At 37.4% G+C, this 18,838-nt stretch carries 10 protein-coding genes; all 10 read right to left on the reverse strand.

The window, feature by feature from the left end:
• Nucleotides 1-18: 18 nt before the first annotated feature.
• Nucleotides 19-690 carry a basic secretory protein-like protein gene (locus EV200_RS05450; protein WP_132529977.1) on the reverse strand — a complete coding sequence of 224 codons (672 nt, stop codon included), beginning with the start codon at nt 688-690 and terminating at the stop codon, nt 19-21.
• A gap of 153 nt (nt 691-843) precedes the next feature.
• Entirely contained in the window at nt 844-1,827 is a 984-nt protein-coding gene (locus EV200_RS05455) for a basic secretory protein-like protein (RefSeq protein ID WP_132529979.1), read from the reverse strand.
• 98 nt (nt 1,828-1,925) lie between these two features.
• Nucleotides 1,926-3,758: a RagB/SusD family nutrient uptake outer membrane protein gene (locus tag EV200_RS05460; protein WP_132529981.1), complete on the reverse strand. Its 1,833-nt coding sequence runs from the start codon at nt 3,756-3,758 to the stop codon at nt 1,926-1,928.
• A gap of 10 nt (nt 3,759-3,768) precedes the next feature.
• Nucleotides 3,769-6,972, reverse strand: coding sequence for a SusC/RagA family TonB-linked outer membrane protein (locus EV200_RS05465; RefSeq protein WP_229676775.1), 3,204 nt, complete (start codon nt 6,970-6,972; stop codon nt 3,769-3,771).
• Nucleotides 6,973-7,000: 28 nt separating this feature from the next.
• Nucleotides 7,001-7,561: a discoidin domain-containing protein gene (locus tag EV200_RS05470; protein ID WP_132529983.1), complete on the reverse strand. Its 561-nt coding sequence runs from the start codon at nt 7,559-7,561 to the stop codon at nt 7,001-7,003.
• A 791-nt stretch (nt 7,562-8,352) separates the two neighbouring features.
• Complete coding sequence (locus EV200_RS05475) at nt 8,353-9,240, reverse strand: ROK family protein (RefSeq protein ID WP_132529985.1); 888 nt, start codon at nt 9,238-9,240, stop codon at nt 8,353-8,355.
• Between the two features lie 301 nt (nt 9,241-9,541).
• A complete protein-coding gene (locus EV200_RS05480; protein WP_132529987.1) occupies nt 9,542-11,986 on the reverse strand; it encodes a glutaminase family protein in 2,445 nt (814 codons plus the stop codon).
• Between the two features lie 720 nt (nt 11,987-12,706).
• The gene (locus EV200_RS05485; RefSeq protein WP_132529989.1) at nt 12,707-13,708 is read right to left on the reverse strand and encodes a LacI family DNA-binding transcriptional regulator; all 1,002 of its coding nucleotides are present in this window, start codon (nt 13,706-13,708) and stop codon (nt 12,707-12,709) included.
• Nucleotides 13,709-13,877: 169 nt separating this feature from the next.
• Nucleotides 13,878-15,530, reverse strand: coding sequence for a RagB/SusD family nutrient uptake outer membrane protein (locus tag EV200_RS05490; protein ID WP_132529991.1), 1,653 nt, complete (start codon nt 15,528-15,530; stop codon nt 13,878-13,880).
• Nucleotides 15,531-15,541: 11 nt separating this feature from the next.
• Entirely contained in the window at nt 15,542-18,745 is a 3,204-nt protein-coding gene (locus tag EV200_RS05495) for a SusC/RagA family TonB-linked outer membrane protein (protein ID WP_132529993.1), read from the reverse strand.
• Nucleotides 18,746-18,838: the final 93 nt, after the last annotated feature.

Raw genomic sequence — 18,838 nt, forward strand, 5'->3', positions numbered from 1 at the left:
TTTATGTGTTTCTATAAATTAAAGTTCAAGATTTTTTGTGTAATCTGTCCAAAGTGCATCCAAATCTTTGCCTGTTAACTTTTTCCAGATTTCTGGTTGATAGCTATGATCCCTTAAAGATGCATCAACCGCTTTGATGGTGCCAGGCTTTACCCTTTTTTCTATCCAGGCAAAAAATCTTGCCGTAATTCTGTAACTATTTTTGTAGCTGTGTTCTGGCTTCAAAGCTGGCAAGGTCCATTTTGCGCCTGCATTATCTACACCAAATTTAAAACGGGCATAATCTGCAATGCCCTCTGTAAGCCATCCTGGTCCAACACTATTGCCATAATCCTGAACAATGTGCATCACTTCATGCGTAACCACATCAATATCTTCGGGATGTTTGTCCATCCAGATCGAGCTATAAGTAACTTTGCCATTTGCAGTAGCCGCTACGCCTTTATAAGCCGTATCCACAAAAAACTTAACTGATTTTAAAGTATTCGGATTATACTCTTTGGCTAGCTTTGGATACACTACAAAAAAGGTTTCAATTAATCTTTTCTTCAGTTTTGGATCGAGTGCAGCATAATTACTTTCAAAAGATAGCGTATAGCCATTTTTCTTTATAGTTTCCTGCGCAGCAAGCTTCGATAAAGGTATTAGGGCAATAATAGCTAATGAAGTTAAAAGGGATATTTTTTTCATTTAATTTTAGTTTATTTCTTTTGGCTAGCGTACGATGACGCAAAATAATGATAATATGTAAAACGTTTTAGTAATTACTCAAAAATTTTACGTTAACCTATAATTCAGGTCATCAATGATGATAAAAATGCCATTTACAGACACTGACAACAGTTAACCTTTCACTAATTTATTGCTGTATTTCAATTTAACCTGATCTGGATTTTTCGAATATTCTTCCCATAATTGATCAATAGATTTTCCGGTCAAACTGCTCCAGCTCTGCGCTGTATATTGATGTGCTCTTAATTGTTGATCCAGTGTGGCAATTAAGCCAGGTTTAACGTTTTGCTCTAACCAGGCAAAAAACCGGGCTGTAATCCGATAGCTATTCTGATAACTTTGTTTCTGGTTAAAAGCAGGCAAGCTCCATTTTGAACCTACATTATCAACACCGTATTGGTAACGAACATAGTCTGCAATCCCTTCAGTTAACCAAACCGGACCAGCACTGTAGCCATATCCCTGTACAATGTGCATGGTTTCATGCGTAACCACATCAATATCTGTTGGATGTGCCTTTAAATATCCGGCGCTGAACAAAATGCGATTCCCACTCGCTTCAGCCACGGCGTTATAGGCCGTATCTACCACAAAAAGCACATCTTTGGTTGATTTATTATTAAAAGCTTTAACCAATATCGGATAGATTTCAAAATAAGTATCGATTAAATTTTTTCTTACAGTTGGATCCAGGTTTGGATCTTTGCTGATAAAGATAAGTTTGTAACCTTTGTGTTTTTTGGTGCTGTAAAAAGACCAGTTTTTGGTTAGCGCCCCCTTCAATTCTTTATTAATCTTTTTTAGAGATTTTCCTTTGATCCAATCGCTGTTTACTTTAATTTCTCCAGCTTTGGCTTTAATAGTTTCCGTTTCGCTATTCGCTACTTCGAGGGTTACATCGCGTTTCGTTCTGTAGCCATCTGCCGAGGCAAACCAGGGATATTGCATATTAAAGGCAAATGTTAAGTTGCTTTCGGTTTCAACATCTAAAGAATTTGCAGGATCGATGATGGAAACCTTAAACTCACGTTTCTTTTGTGCGAAAACTTGAAGACAGCAAGAAAGTACAACAAAAAGTAATATTTTTTTTATCATTAGTTAAGGATTTTTATGTTTTTATAAAAAACAAGATATTTGATAATTATAAATTTTCTAAAATAATACACCGGGCTATTTGCCCGGTGTATATTAAACTACCAACCTGTATTTTGAACAATTAGAGGAACTTTTTGAATTTCACCGTTTGGTATTGGCCACAAATAGTGTTTTTTCTGAAACACACGGTTTTCTACAACAACCGGAGTAAAAAATCCAGGTGCGTTTTGAGCAATATTTAAACCTTTTATTTGTGTATCAGTTGTCTCAGCAATTTTCCACTCTCTGGTGTAAAAATAACGATCCCATTCGAAAGCAAGTTCAACACGTCTTTCCCTTCGGATAGCTTCCCTCATATCAGCAGGTATTGGAAGAGCACCTGTTCCTGAGCCGTAAGGTGGAATACCCGCTCTTGTACGAATCCTGTTTAAATAGATTAAGATATCGGGATCAGAAGGGTTTGACTCTTGCAGGGCTTCAATGTAATCTAAATAAATTTCAGCCAGACGAATGGTGGTAAAAACAGATCTACCAGAAGTCCAGCCGGCAACCGTAAGGTGTTTTCTTGACGTATATCCCGTTTTCGTGTAATCATTATTTGCAATTGCGCCCTTACCTGCGTTTCCGCTGTTAGTAAAATCGGTAACGATGTTAGATTGCGGATTGATCCATTTTCGGCCACTATAAGTAATGCTTGAATAAAAACGCGGTTCACGATTTACAAACATATTACTGATCATTCTTGGTGTATTCTGATCATTCGGATCAGGTGCCTGATAGCTTGAAGTTCCATTAGCCGTATAAGTTGGATCATTTTCTATAGGTAAGCCATTAGCCGTAAAGAAAGCATCTACCAGTTGTTGAGAAGGTGACAAGAATGAACCACCCTTGTCTCCCCCAGAAGCACCATTATGATTCGGCGCCAAAGAATACTGATAAAATGTAACATCACCGCCTCTGGCAAAAATGATTTCAGAATTCCAGCCGTTTAAAAAAACATCCCTTGTCGCAATAAACGCCCTGTTAAAGGCTGTATTTGGCAAGCCAGACGGAGTTGCCGAAACATTGTATAATGCATAGCTAGAGTAACCCGGATTTTCAAGAAATGCTTTTGCTGCTTTAGCCAATCTTGTCCATTTGGCAGAACTTGCTGTTTGGCTAATTAATTGTTTACCATCTGTATTTCTTAGTGCTGCATAATCAGTATTGCCATTAAATAGAGGGCGTGCAGCAGTTAACAAAGTTTTGATTTTGTACGCATCCGCAACTGATGCCGTGATGTGACCGTAATCTTCATTAGCTTGGGGTGTTGCCGGAAGTCCTGCAGCAGCAGCATTTAATTCGCTTACTACATAATCTACACATTCATCCATGGAGTTACGGGGTTTACTGATGGCCTCAAGAGGTGCATCCGATTGGGTAGGATCATTTCCTAGCAAAACCACCGGACCATACTGTCTGATTAAATAGTAATAATATATTGCTCTTAAAGCCTTGGCTTCATTAAAATATCGGTTAACGATATCTATTCCCCCAATGTTACAATCGGTACATTTGTTTACATTGGCCATAAAGGTGCTCGCCGCCTGAATACCTCTGTAATAATTTTGCCAATGGTAATTTACCTGGCTGCTGGTTGCATCCCATGCGCCAGTATTTATGCTTTCGGTGAAGTTCGGCAAGGTATAATCTGCCTCATCAGAAGCTGCTGTCCACGGGCCGGCATTTCCTGAAGCACTTGCCGAGCGATCTTGATTTTGTTCTGGCAAAGTAGAGTAAACGTTAGCAAGCGCCTGATCAACAGTACTTTTTCTTTGATATTGTTGCTCAAAGGTTAACCTATCATCTGGCACTTGATCTAGAAATTTCTTACAGCCATAATTACCAACTAATAGTAATGTTCCAACTGTATATATAAATATTTTTTTCATTCTTTTAATTTTAAAAGTTAGCGGTTAATCCTAGAGAGTAGTTAGATGTTAAGGGGTATCTTGTACCATTATTTGTATTCAGCTCCGGATCCCAAAGTTTGAATTTACTTATGGTAAATACATTATAACCCATTCCATAAATTCTTAAGCGTTTAATACCTAATTTCTTGATACCCTCTTTCAAGGTATAGCCAAAGTCAGCGTTTTTCAATCTTAAGAAACTGATATCACGTAACCACCAAGTGCTTGCCTGATAGTTGTTGCTGTTTGTTCCACCGTAAGATAATCGTGGATAAACTGCATCCTGACGAGGATTTGTAGGTGTCCAACGATCGGCAGCAACGGCTAACATATTACCTAAACCGCCAGAGTTTGCAAATGATGGAATATTTAAAATGATATCAGCATTATCCTGACCTTGAAAGAATAATCCAAAATCGAAGTTTTTATACGTTAATGAGAAACCAAAACCGTACGTGGTACTTGGAAGATCTCCCCTTCCGATAATTGTTCTATCGAATGAGTCAATTTTACCATCACCATTTAAATCTTTGTATTTAATATCACCCGGCATTAGTGTACCAAACTGTGTTGGACTTGCATTGATTTCTGCCTGACTATCAAATAGCTTTTCAGCAATATAACCTACACGTGTTGATGCCAAAATGTTATACCCACGTTGCTCCATCCAAGGATAAGCCTGTGGCGCCTGATCGTTTTCAATTACTTTATCTTTATTGAAAGTAACATTCGCTCTTAAGTTAAGCGACCAATCTTTAGATAGTTGAGCATCATATTGAATGGTACCATCAATGCCTTTATTTTCTACGATACCTAAATTACCGATTGGCGTATTAGCCAAACCGATATAATTTGGCACTGTTCCTCTGGTAATAAACTGGTTTTTCCTACGTTCCTGAAAGAAATCGACAATTAATGATAGGTTGTTTTTAAGGGTCTTCAACTCAAAACCTAAATCTTGTTTACGCGTTTCTGCCCAGGTTACATCTACACCATAAGCCGTTACACCCAAACCACCAGGAGAAATGTTTCCGTTTTGACCAAATGTATAACCACTTGCAGTACCTACTTTTGTTAGATAGTAAAAACGCTCACTTTCATTATCTACGTAGCCGCCACCACTTCCACCACTACCTACAATACCATCAGAATAGCGGAATTTCACCATTTGAATTGCATTTTTTAGAGGTTCGAAAAATTTCTCATTTGATAATAACCACCCTATACCAAAGGCAGGAAAAAAACCATAACGTTTGTCTGGCGCAAAGTTTTCCGAACCATTATAACCTACATTTGCTTCGAAGAAATACTTATCATCATATGCGTAAGTTGCACGACTGGCAATACCTTGTAAACGATATGGTAGAGATAAAGTTAGGTTACCCGCGAAAGGTGTTGTATTATCATTTTGATTATATAACAATAAACCAGTTACTGCGTGTTTACCAAAAGTACGGTTGTAATTAATGGCCGCTTCTAAATAAATCTTTTTGTCGCCGCCATTTCCAATACCATAATTTAAAAATTCCTGGCCTTGAAGTATTAAGCCATATTTATAACCCGAAGCTGGGTTTCCTGGTACAATGTATGGATCACTTGGGTTAATTCTATATAAACTTTCTCTCCTTGTTCTGTTAACTGAGCTATTGCTATTCACGTCAAAAGAAAACATGGTTGTTGCCGATAACCCTGGCATTATTTCTTTTAAGTCTTGTGTTAAACGAATGTTCGAATAAAGCTGGGTACTGTATCCTACCCTATATCCATTTCTGGTTACATCACCATAAGGATTTCGCTGATCTGCCTGCGGACTAATTCCCGGCAAACTTCCATTTGGATAAAGAATTGGAAAAGAGGTTGGGTTAATTAAGAAAGCCTGATTAAAGATATCTTGAGCCAACAAGTTACTCGGATAACTTGTTTGTGCTAAAATCCCTTTAATACCTAAATCCAACTTGGTAGTACCCGTAATATCCCAATTTAAATTGGCACTCACGTTATAGCGTTCGAAATTTTGCTTAGCTGCATCGTTTACTGCTTCATCAGTTTTAAATAAACCATTTTCGCCATAATAACCCAGTGAAACATAATATTTTGCGTTGCTTACGCCGCCAGATAAATTTGCCGTTACTGATCTGTTTCTACCAAAATCCTTATAAATGGCATCAAACCAGTCTACATTTGGATAGAGGATTGGATCTGTTCCTGCTGCAGTTTTTTGAATGGCATCAATAGAATAAGCTGGTGTAAAAGCACCTGCTGCACCACCTCTTAAATAATCAGAATATTTGGCTTCGTTGGCCAAATTCATGTAATCTACACCATCAATTAAATCTGGTTTTTTGGTAAAACGGCTAATACCTTCATAATATTCTACATTGATACGAGGTGCGCCGATTTTTCCTTGTTTGGTATTGATTAAGATTACACCATTTGCACCACGAATACCATATACAGCCGTTGCAGCCGCATCTTTTAGTACGGTGAAATTTTCTACATCGTACACACTAATATCGTTCAGGTTACGGTTTGGAACACCATCAATAATTACCAATGGACCTCTATCATTTGCGGTTAAAGATGATACCCCTCTAATAAAAATATCCGATCCTGTGGCACCTGGTTCACCATTTCTGGATACGTTAACCACACCTGGTATACGACCAGCCAATAACTGGCTCATGCTCGATACTGGTTGTCTCAATTCTGAAGCTTTCACTGAAGATTGCGCTCCTACTAAACTCTCTTTCTTTTGTGTACCGAAACCTACAATAGCTACCTCTTGTAAATCAGAACCGGTTGTTTCTTTTAAACGAATATCTAAAACGGTTTGCGTACCAACTGTAATTTCTTGAGTATCATAACCCACATAAGTGATAATAAGCACTGTATTTTGATCGGGAACGGTAATGGTAAATGCACCATTTACATCAGCGGCTGCACTGATGGAAGCTCCTTTTACCTTAACTCCAGCACCTGGCAATGGCAAACCTGCAGCATCTTTAACAATACCACGGATTACGATATCAGCTTTTAATGGTGAAAGCAAAACCGAACTATTAATTTTAATCGCAGAAGCGTTTGCAGAATTATAAAAACCGCTACTAATCACCAATGCAATTGCAATAGCCTTTAATGCGCAATTTTTAAACCTGAGCTTACCCTCCGTTAAATGTGTAAGTTTTTTCATCATGATTTTTTCTTAGTTTAAATGGTTCAGGTTATTGTTGTTCTTCTGGCACCTCTATTAAACGCCATTCTGATAATTGAAAAAGCGAGCCACTGCCTACTGCAGAAATGCTAATTCGATAGTGATTATAAGGTACTTTGTTTTTGAAGTTGTAAGTATTGGTTAGATTTCGTCCAGAAAACATTTCCTCAGTTCTTTTATCTAGATCCACCCAAGTTGTTCCATCAGTAGAGCCACTAAATTTCCAATCTTTAGGGTCTCTGCCTGGTGCATCGTTACCCGAGGTTAAAGTGTAAGAAGCAACTTGTTGAGGTGATGAAAAAGATAACTGCATGTAAAAATTAGATTGATAAGGGTTGATCAAAAATTTTGTATTGAAATCATTATCAACTGCCTTAGCAGAACCCTCACTGCCAGCAGCACCACCAGAACTTTCTATGTTTACCGAAAGGTTGGCTTTAGCAGTAACATCTACCTTTGCTTTCCAGGTAAAAAGATCAACAGCTGGATATTCTTCTTTACCACAGCCAAAAAGCAGAGCAAAGACTGCGAGAAGGCCGAGGGCTTTCGTAGCATTTTTTAAAAAAATCATAATTAATAATTTAGGTTGTTAGTTACTTAGTATCAGAAATACAGTTAATGTTTTTAACCTTATTCAGATTGTATAGAGAATTTCACTTGGAAACATTAATACTAACATTGTTGATTTGGGCACTCGGTTAAATGCCTGAATAATCAGATTGATTCGTTTGGCTATACCAAATTTTGCTATCCAACCAACAGAATTAATTATTTAAAGATTTACAGTCTTTGGTACTGTGGTTAAATTATAGCAAGATCTAAATCGGTATATTATTACAGCAGCGACATTGAAAAAATTATCCTGCTGTCTAAATCTAACTGAAAGTATAGTGTTTGTTTGATGTTTCTTCTCTAGTTATAAACCTGAATAAGCTATTTAATTCGCTGTTTTTCGAAGATGTTAGTTACGCATCTTTAAAATTTCTTATAATTCAAGAAATTTGAAAACGGTTAAATTGTTGTCAGGAGAATCTGTTAGTTTGTTTTTGTCATAGAGGTTTGGTTAGGGTTAAAGGGTTAGTTATCTAATTCTTTTAAAAGGCAAGAAGCGTATTAACAAATTATATCGCTAAAAGCATTGACTAAAACGTTTTATTAACATTATCAAAAAAAGACCGCTAGTTAGGCGGACTTTGAATGATTTATAAACCACTAAAACGTTTAATTACATCAATAATAATAAAATTTTAATGCGTTACAAAGCAAAATATTTGTTACAATAAAAACATTAAAGCATTTATAATCAATAAGATGATAAAGATGTATAGGGAGGTTATATCATACTTCTATTTAAGCTAAAATTTAGGAGCCTATGGAGTTAACACGCTCATCACAGCAACTGGCTGCTCCAATTAAAGTAGCGTGCTCTTTTAGCTCTGAAACTTTAATGCTTGCATCAATATCATTACCTTTTAAGGCAGCAATTAGTTCTGGCGCAAAGGCATGAAAGGCCTGAGATATGTTTCCACCAATTATGACTGCATCTATCTTATGTTCATTGATGATGGGGATAAGAAATTGTGCCAGATTGTAGCCGAACTCCATAAATACCCGGGTTGCCAAATGATCATCTTCTACAATTTCCACAAGCTCTTTTACACCAGCCATTTCTTTTCCACTTAATTGCTTGTATCGTTTTACAAACCACCGGGTAGAAAGATAATCTTCGGCAATGCCATCCAAAAATGGAGCATTCCATAAATCGGCATCTATTGCCTTCGTTTTTAAACTTAATGATGATCCTAAGCCAGTTCCCAGTGTTAAACCCAATACATTCGAATTTCCCTTGGCGGCACCAGCAAAAACTTCGCCTTGCAAAAATCCTGCGGCATCATTAATGAAATGAATATTTTCCAGAGGAACATCTAAACGACTGGCTAACTCGGCTTTAATATTTACCTGATAAAGTGATTTAAACTTATCCTGATCTTTCATCAAAGATATTCCTTCCTCATAATCAAAAGGACCAGGCATTGCAATTCCTATATTTCGATTACCATTTTTGATGTTCTTAAACGATTGATTGATGACCTCACACCAGGCCGATAAGATATCTTCTTTACTCTCCTGAGAATTTACAGGGCGACGTTTGATTGAATCATCAATCAGGCTTCTTGTTTCTAAATCTACCAATGCGGCTGTTATATGCGAGCCGCCGATATCTACACCCAGTGCTACAGGCTTTTTCATTTTTTATGTATTTCTATTTTAATTTATTTCAATTCTACCAAATAAATCGTTAAACGTTTTACTAAACGAAAACAAAGATTAACTTGATGCAAGATCTGTATGACTAATCTTTGCTCCACATGGCAGTTAAAGTAACATTGGTTGAACACCTGCCCGTGAATAAAATCTTTAATCGGTTACGAAAATAAAGAATCTAAACCAGCAACAAAATTTTCATCGCACTGATAAATAGCCAAATGCTGCTTTTTTACCATATTATTTGATTCCAGCTACAATTTAAGCCAAGGCTAATATTTATTGATTACTTTATATTCCACCGATCAGCAAGCAATTTTATGAAGTATCCGCCGACAACGCTTCTCGCCTGGAAACCAACCTGCTTACCAGTTTTTGTTTCATGCCAGTCTGTTAGTGGTACTTTACTTGTTGTTTCCGTAGCAAATTTGTGTACAGGACTAATGAATTTCTCAAAATCGGCCTGATTGTCTGCTAATGTGGCCGTCCATATAATCCAGTCTGATTTAGTGTAATCTTTCCGACTATCCAGTGGTAAACCAAACTCATTTTGTTTGGTCAGGTAAAAATCTATTTCCTTTTTATACACTGTTTCCGGAAATAGGTTTAATTTTAAAAGCTTATCCCAAACCAGGTTATATTTCTGGCTCCAGGTATTTTTATCATTAAAAGTTAAGGCAAAATGATCACCGCTACTGGCCAAAGTCTGCCAGTTTTTCGCCATCTCCAATGCTGCGTTTTTATATTTAGTTGCAATATCTTTTTTACCTAGTCCTTCGGCCATTTGTGCATACGCACCTAAACCCACAATTGCCTTAACTGATAAGTTCGCATTTCGGGCCAGGTGCCCGGCAAAATCATCCGTACACAACTGATTGGCCGGATCAAAACCTTCCTTTAAAAGATAGTATGCCCAGATGGACATGACTGCCCAATGTTTGGCTGCATAGGTGGTATTGCCATCTGCTTTGGTAATGGCTGCAGCCAAAATAAGCATATTACCCGCTTCTTCTACTGGCATATCTTCTCCATAAATTTGCCCGTTGGCAATTGGATAGACACCAATATCATGCGCTGGATAAGGTTTTTTCCACCTTCCGCTTTCTGAATAATAGAAAATGCCGTTGAGCATGCCTTTTAACAATTCAGGATTGTATAACAAATATTGAGGTGCTGATGGGTACGTTACATCAACTGTATTGATGAAGCCACCGCTAAAGTTTTCTTTTGAGAAAAACAACAAATCTCCATTTGGTGCGTAAACAATTTTATGTGCAGCTATACTCTGCCTGTAAACAAGTTTGCATAAATCCGCATATTCCTTACCACCTACCCTTTTTGCATCGGCATATAGCTTGGCATCAAATGCTTTTGTTTTTGCCTGGAGAGATTCGTAATCCATACTGGCTGCTACCAATTGATCTTCGAAAGTATTTGATGCAGATTTTTTCCAGATGGGAAGCAATTGATCACCAAAATATTCGACAGATTTCAGGTCATCATAACCCAGCATGAGATATTTCTCTATTGGTTTTGAATTAACCGCTCCAAATGGGATCACTGTACCTAAACTTTGTGTTTTAACATTTAAAGCCTGTGTTACTTGTGGATATTTTCCTGTTTTAAAATTTTGGAGATTATCTATCGGTGTTCCAAAAAATTGTGTTGCTTTAAATTGTTTTGGTACAGCAATATACAGGTAACCCCAATCAATTCTTAAGTCATCGTTTTTCTTTTTCAGAACAGGCTGTTCAACGGTTCCGGCTTTTAGAATGGAAAGGTTATTTTCGTTCTTTTTCCAGACCGAAACAGGCTGATCTGGTGTATTTACAGCGAGGTTGGATGATGCACTGAAATAAACATCTACCTGATGCGCTTTTGTATCGGCTGATTTTACGGAATAAGTGAGGTAACTGATTGGTCTGGCTGTTAAATTCAGGTCATTCAGCAGTAAAGGTGAGGTAAAAGTTAAGTTCAGATTTACACCTCCAGCCGTAAAAGTATAAATGGTATTGGTGGCCCCTACCGAAACATTGGTTTGCCTTGCATTTAAAATAGTGGCATTTTGCGGAACTTCCTCTACAATGCCCGCATCTAAAAACCTTCCGCCAGCTGTGTTTTTACAGTCGATGGCTAAAATGTTATCACCCTTATTTAAAATACCATCAACCAGTGGAATATAAATGTATTCATGTACCCAGCCTTCCTTTTCATAAACTTTATGACCATTGAGATACACTGTTACATTGTCATCATGATTGAGCTTTAAATATTTCTTCGTCGCTGTTTTTTGTGCTAAAGTAAATTTTCTTCTGTAGAAGATTTCATCCGTGTTCCATTTGGTTTTTGACTGCTGATCATCACCAAAAGGTGCTTCACCACTTTTCCAATTGGTATCCTTAAAGGTTAAAGTGTTCCAATGATCTGCTGGTTTTTGGGTAGTGAAACGGGCTTGATAGCTTGACTCATCAGCCGCAGCAAGGATGGTTTTATAGGTTTTACTATCCGCACCTAGAAAACGGTATAGCTGCTTATCTACTTTTATGATCCCATCAAGCGCATGCTCTTTACCTGTCCAGTGTTTGGTAGTTGATTGATTTAACCCATCTCCAAAAGACCAAATGCTTAAATAAGTGTCGTGTGTAATTAAGGGATAAGCAGGTGCTTTATCTTGTCCGAATGTATAAAAGCTCAAAAATATTAAAGCTGCCAGTAAAGAAAGGTTTTTCATATAGGTCATATTGGTTAGTTATCTCAGAATAAGTATTTCACGAATTATTTTGGGCGAAAAAGTGTTGTTGTCGTAAAGTTTAACACTGAAAGACAGAAATCAGCCAATAAATAAGTAAAACGTTTTACTATTCAATATTAAGGACTAAAGACTGCAAATACAATGGTTCGCAGTAACATTTATATGACGGAATTATTGGGTTGGTTTTCCTCTGTTCGGTGTTATCACTGTACCAGGTATTATGTTCATATGATATGTGATGTTTACTTAGTTGGTTGGTGATAGCACCAACCAAAGAAGAATTAAAAACTGCCACTGAACGGCTAACCACCCCCAACCCCTCCTAAATTAGGAGAGGAGTTCCCCTCATAGCTAGATAAGGTCTCGTCCTAAAAAAAGTTTACAGTTTTTCTCTGTTGGCTGTTATTACGGTAACAGCCATTGTGTTTATATGATATGTAATGTTGCTGAATAGGTTGGTGATAACACCAACCAAAAAAAAGGAAGAATTAAAAACTGCCACTGAACGGCTAACCACTCCCAACCCCTCCTAAATTAGGAGGGGAGTTCCCCTCATAGCTGCATAAGATCTCGTCCTAAAAAAGTTTACAGTTTTTTTCTCTGGTTGGTATTATCACCGTACCAGCTATTGTGTTTATATGATATATGCTGTTTACTAAGTAGGTTGGTGATAACACCAACCAAAAGAAGAAATTATGATTATCGTTGAATGATCTTGGCTGAGAATACGATTTGTTCGTTATCCAATTTGGTTTTAGAAGAAAGCTGCCTTAAAATTAATTGAATGATGGCTTCAGCGATTTCTTCCAGTGGCTGTTGCACTGCGGAAATACCTGGCGTATGCAATTCAAAAACCTCATGGTCATCATATGCAATTACACTTAAATTTTTTCCGATTTTTATTTTGGTTTGCTTTAAGACTTTAAGTCCGCTGATGGCCAGATAATTGGTAGCAAAAAGTACGGCATCTGTTTCTACATTGCTGAACAGTTTTTCCATTTGCGCCCGGGTTTCACTTTCCTCCTGATTAAAATAAACCTTTAAAACCAGATTTTCATCATAAGTGATACCATAGTCAACAAGTGCTTTCTTATATCCATCTAAACGTTCGGTAATTTGCTGAACATCTATATCTGTAGTAACGAGTGAAATTTTCTTTCTGCCTTGTTTTATAAAGCTTTCTACAGATTCATAAGTTGCCTTGAAGTGATCAGCACCAACATAATTGGTATCTAGACCTGGCAGACTTCGGTCAAAAAGAATAACCGGTTTACTATCAGTTAATAACTGCTGAATATCCTCTTCCAATCCCTTAATTGGCGATATGATATAACCATCAACCTTTCTAGATTTAAACATGTTGATCAGTTCCTTTGCCTTTTCAACATTGTTCTCCGTACTGGAGTAAATAATTTTATAGCCTTTTTTATAGGCTTTATCTTCAATTAATCTGGCTATTCTGGAAAAAAAGGAATTGGAGATATCTTCAATAATTAATCCAATAATATTAGAATTTCCTGTCCTAAGGCTTCGGGCGATTTGATTTGGCTTATATCCGCTTTCGGCAATTATTTTTTCTACCTTTTTAATTACGGCTTCACTAATTGATTTATCGCGGGCTTTACCATTAATGATAAAAGAAACTGTGGTGATGGATACGCCAGCTTCAACGGCAATATCTTTTATAGAAAGGGTTTTCATTTAGGACACTTATTAACTGGGTACATTTCAGGTTAATCAATTTGATATAGCCTGCGATTGGGCTAATATAATGTATAATCGTTAATATTAATCGCTTAATGAAAATGAAACTAACATTTATTGTTAAAATAGAAAAAGGCGCCGTGTGGCGCCTTTTTATTGATGTTAATTAATATCCCGGGTTTTGGGTGAGTTTTGTATTTAAATCTCTTTGTCTTTGTGGTATAGGATACAAAGACCTAAACGATGCAGATGGCGAATGATCCCACCATTTCTCTGTAGTTAATTTACCAAATCTAATTAAGTCATCTCTTCTAAATCCTTCAAATATGAATTCTCTCCCGCGTTCTGCCAGAAGTTCATTTAAATCCAGTGTACTTGTAGTATAAGCTTTTGACGGCCATATTGCCGGATCATATGCTCTGGATTTACAATCATTAATTAATTGAACTGCCTCTGCAGTTGCAACACCACCATTTTTACGCATAATGGCTTCAGCTTTTGCAAAATAAATCCAGGTAAGTCGGTACACGTTCCAATCGGTATTATTATAGTTTGGATCTGGTTCAACCCTTACTCCATTTACTATACCTGGAATAGAATTACCCAATTTGTATTTATTAAATCTAACACCACTATTTTCTTCACCTTCACTCATATTGCTAACGGTAGAATTTTTGGAATTTCTTTGAATATTATCAACAAATACAAGTGGTTTGCCTGCATACTCTACAGTACCTTGAACATCAGACCCATCAGAAAACTTTTTCTGAGTTCCAAACAGTAACCAGCCAGTTTTACGCAAATCATCAGCCTCAAATTTTTCATAAACTCCTGGAATTAAAACAATACCATCGTTACCATTTCTGCCGCCGCCATAAATATCACGTTGTGCAAAATGATAAAACTCGCCTGTCCATGATGGTTCGAATTTAGCTCTGGTAAAATCATAAGCAATGGAGAAAATAACTTCTTTTGATTGATCATTGGTGTTTTTAAATTGATCTGTAATGTTTGGATCAAGAGCCATATTACCATTTTGACCACCCGCCTCATTATTAATTAATTTATCAGCTGCCGCGATGCAATCATCCCACCGCTGTGTACCTGTCCATATCTCTGCATTAAGGTATAACTCCACCAACATGGCGTAACCACTTGCCTGACTCATTCTACCCAATTGTGATTTTGCTAATTTGGGTACGTTATTGATATTATCTTTAATTTCCTTTTCAATAAAGTTGAAAACATCTTTCCTTGCAGTAGTATTTGGCAATACAGGATTTGATGGATCAACCAGATCTGTGGCAATTGGAATATTACCGAACAAATCCATCAGCTTTAGATAGTGGAATGTCCTAAGTAATTTTAGTTCTGCAACATAATCATTCTTTTCCTGTTGGGTAATGCCCATTTGCGCAATATCACGCTTCTCGATGTTTCCAATGGCGTCATTACAAAAACCAACTCCGCCATACATCAGAGACCATGCACTATTAATACCCCCTTCATCAACCGTCCACGTATGGTAATGTAATCTTTTCCATTTACCACCATCTTCACCATGCGGACCCTTTGTTGGCCATGCCAATTGATCGGCTGAAAGTTCTGCTAATCGCCACCAGCTATCCTGACCGGATGGTGTCACCCATGCATTGGCGTGCGTATATGGTCTTAAAACAGCAGAAACAACTTCGTTTTTATTAGAGTAGAATTTTTCAGCCGGGATAACATCGTATGCATTTTCATCTAGTTTAGTGCACGCAGAACCCATACTTACCACTAATGCAAGGGCTGTATATATGATTGATTTATTTTTCATTTGATTATATTTTAAAAGCCTACGTTTACACCAAAAAGGAATGATCTTGTACTTGGATAAGCACCTCTACTATCAATACCTGGACCTAAGCCAGTATCTTGTACGAAATCAGGATCATTACCCGAGTAACCAGTAATTGTAGCTAAATTTTGTCCTGTAGCGTAAACACGCAGGTTACGGATGAACTTCGTTTTTAACTTGAAGTTATAACCTAAAGTCACCTCATCAATTTTAACATTGGTTCCGTTTTCCAGGTAATAGTCTGAATACATAAAAGTATCGTTGATTTCACTATACTTTCCAAAAGCATCTCTTAAATAGTTAGAACCCGTAACAAATGGATTACCGTAAGTTAATGCTGTAGTATTTAAAATTTTATAATCAAACTTACCTCTTAGGAAAACCCTAAAATCGAAATTTTTATAAGTAAAATTCGCGGTATATGAAGCGTAATATTTAGGTATGGCATTTCCCAGTGGAGCAAGATCTGTTAAGTTTTTATCTTTTGAGATGTTTATCTTATCATTACGAACGGCTTCTCCATTTCTATTAAAGAAAAGCCATTTTCCATCAGCATCAAAGCCGGCGAAACGCTTCCCATAAAATATACCTACATCTTCCCCTTCGTAAGTGGTAATGGCATCACCCAAATCTCCTGCACCACCGATACCACCAAATGTTTTAAACTTAACTGCAAAAGCATCATTCGAGTAAGAATTCAAAGTGTTTTTAATGGTACTTCCTGTAAAATCCATGCTGAAGGTAAAATCCTTGGTTTTGATTGCCTGATAACTTAGAGCAAGTTCGATACCTCTTGAAGAAATATTACCTACGTTGGCATAGATCTGGCTTTGAATATATGGCGGTTGAGGTGTAGTGTAAAGATCTAATAAATCCTTAGTTGTTCTATCAAACAAATCCAATGAACCTGTTAACTTGCTATTGAACAAGGTAAAATCGGCCCCGATGTTGGTTTCACGTTTCGATTCCCATTTCAAAAATGGATTTGGGTTACGTGTTGGCCCATAAGTTTCGCGATAACTGCCATCAGGATATAAATATTTTCCACCCGGACCGAGTGTTACCCTTGATGCATTATTTGCAAAACCGGAATTACCCGTTACACCATAACCTGCTCTTAATTTCAAATAATTAACCCACTTTACGTTTTCCATGAATTTTTCTTCGGTAACATTCCAACCTAATGATACTGCTGGAAAATTTCCCCATTTGTTATTATCACCGAAACGAGAAGAACCTTCACGCCTCAAAATTAATTGCAACAAATATTTATTGTCAAACGCGTAGTTCACTCTTCCGAAAAATGCAATTAGCGTATTGTCGTTTTTATAACTGCCCATTGACGCTTTTCCATCTGCTAATGCCTGTCCAACACCCATGTTATCTTCATTGAACTGATCGTTCAGAAAACCTCTGGTACTCATTCTAGCACCTTCTTCTATATTGTAACGATAACTATAACCTGCCAATGCAGTAAAAGAATGTTTATCTGCAACAACTGTATTATATTGTAAAGTGGGCTCAAAGGCATAGGCCTGAGAAAGGAAATTATTTTTGAAAGCATAACCGCCGCTAGGGTAATCACTATTCTCGAAAGAATCTTCACTTGCTAAGGTTGCATATCCACCATCTAAATAATTGTCACGCTGCATAGATCCGAAAACACTTGCTTTTAATCCTTTAGTAATGTCAAAATCAGCTTTTAAATCTGCTGATGTTGTTTGCTGCTTGCGGTAACTGGTGTTATTAAATAATCTGGCATATTGGTTTGTACTTTGATTATCGTAGTAATATGAACCATCTGGATTGTAAATTGGCTTAGTCGGATTTTTACCTAGCTCTTCTTCCCAACCGCTTCTGTTTAGCTCATTATTAAAAAAATCTGATGTTGCTCCATTAGATAGCAAATTCGCATTATTAACATTTGTAGCTAAGTTTAGTTGGATGTTCAACTTATCATCAAAGCCTTTTTGATTGATATTCAATCGACCTGTATATTCTTTCCTTCCGTTTTCTAAAGCAATACCTTGTAAATCGCGGTAATTTAAACTTGCGCGATAGCTCGTTTTATCAGTACCACCTGATAACGCAAGATTATGATTTTGCGATAAATTGTCACGGTTGATCAGTGAACCATATAAGTCTTCACTTGCACCGTAATCACGGGCATTAACCTCTCCTGAATTGATTTTTGCCCTAAATTCTTCTGCTGATAAAAAATCTAATCTGTTTTGAATAAATTCTTTACGAATGTAGCTGGAGTAATTAAAGGTTGGCGGCCCTGGTTTGCCTTTTTTTGTTGTGATTAAGATTACCCCTGCATTTGCACTGGTGCCATAAATGGCAGCTCCAGATCCATCTTTTAACACATCGACCGATAAAATATCATCCTGTTGAAGCAAATCAGGATTACCGCCCGGAATCCCATCAATTACATAAAGCGGACTGGCACTACCCGCAACTGAAACCACACCACGGAGCTGCACACTTGGTCCTGAGTTTGGGTTCGAACTCCCAGCCCGGGTGATGTTTAATCCAGCAACTTTTCCCTGAATAAGATCTAACGGACTTCGGGCACCACTTTGTCTAAATTGAGCAGTGTCAACGTGAGCAACAGCTGATGTTACCTCCTTCGATTTCATAGTACCATAACCAACCACCACTACATCACTCAAACTTTGAGCTCCTGAAGGGACAAGGTTAATCGTCAAAGGCGAAGCTCCCGTTCCTGCCGCAACGGATTTAGATTGGTAACCAATGTAGCTAAAAACCAAGACATCAGTTGGTGAGCCAACATTAATGCTGAATTTACCATCGCCTTGGGTTACAGCTGCCCCGGTTTTGCCTTGAATTTTAATTCCAACTCCTGGCAATCCGATTTTTTTTTCATCTAAAACGATTCCCGTAATAGTCTTTTGTGCTACTGCAGTTTTCGGCGCAGCGGCTGGCACATCTTGAGGAGGAGGTGCTTGTACAGGGCTTGACCCTCCTAAGGGGTTTACCGGAACTTTAACAGAATCAGCTGGCTTTGAAGCCGGCACTTTTCTGGTAGTATCCTGTCTTTTCGTAGTGTCTTGCTGAAAATAAAAACGATTTGTTTTAAATTTTTCGCTTTTAATTTCTGCAAACAGCTGGTGGCTTGAAAGTAGGAACAGGCATAGAAACCCCGTTATCCTGAGTAAATTAATTTTCATTAGCAATTTATTATAGGTAAATATGGATAGAATTAGTCTCTACAAATGATTGACCTTTAAAGCAGAAATGCTTTCTTATGACATTGGCACATT

It is taken from the genome of Pedobacter psychrotolerans (assembly GCF_004340665.1).
GTDB classification, from domain to species: domain Bacteria; phylum Bacteroidota; class Bacteroidia; order Sphingobacteriales; family Sphingobacteriaceae; genus Pedobacter; species Pedobacter psychrotolerans.

Bases quoted from the DNA above. Each gene is read 5' to 3' on its own strand.
- EV200_RS05460 (WP_132529981.1), bottom strand. From the start codon at position 3,758: ATGAAAAAAATATTTATATATACAGTTGGAACATTACTATTAGTTGGT.
- EV200_RS05495 (WP_132529993.1), bottom strand. From the start codon at position 18,745: ATGAAAATTAATTTACTCAGGATAACGGGGTTTCTATGCCTGTTCCTA.
- EV200_RS05475 (WP_132529985.1), bottom strand. From the start codon at position 9,240: ATGAAAAAGCCTGTAGCACTGGGTGTAGATATCGGCGGCTCGCATATA.
- EV200_RS05455 (WP_132529979.1), bottom strand. From the start codon at position 1,827: ATGATAAAAAAAATATTACTTTTTGTTGTACTTTCTTGCTGTCTTCAA.
- EV200_RS05465 (WP_229676775.1), bottom strand. From the start codon at position 6,972: ATGATGAAAAAACTTACACATTTAACGGAGGGTAAGCTCAGGTTTAAA.
- EV200_RS05450 (WP_132529977.1), bottom strand. From the start codon at position 690: ATGAAAAAAATATCCCTTTTAACTTCATTAGCTATTATTGCCCTAATA.
- EV200_RS05490 (WP_132529991.1), bottom strand. From the start codon at position 15,530: ATGAAAAATAAATCAATCATATATACAGCCCTTGCATTAGTGGTAAGT.
- EV200_RS05485 (WP_132529989.1), bottom strand. From the start codon at position 13,708: ATGAAAACCCTTTCTATAAAAGATATTGCCGTTGAAGCTGGCGTATCC.
- EV200_RS05470 (WP_132529983.1), bottom strand. From the start codon at position 7,561: ATGATTTTTTTAAAAAATGCTACGAAAGCCCTCGGCCTTCTCGCAGTC.
- EV200_RS05480 (WP_132529987.1), bottom strand. From the start codon at position 11,986: ATGAAAAACCTTTCTTTACTGGCAGCTTTAATATTTTTGAGCTTTTAT.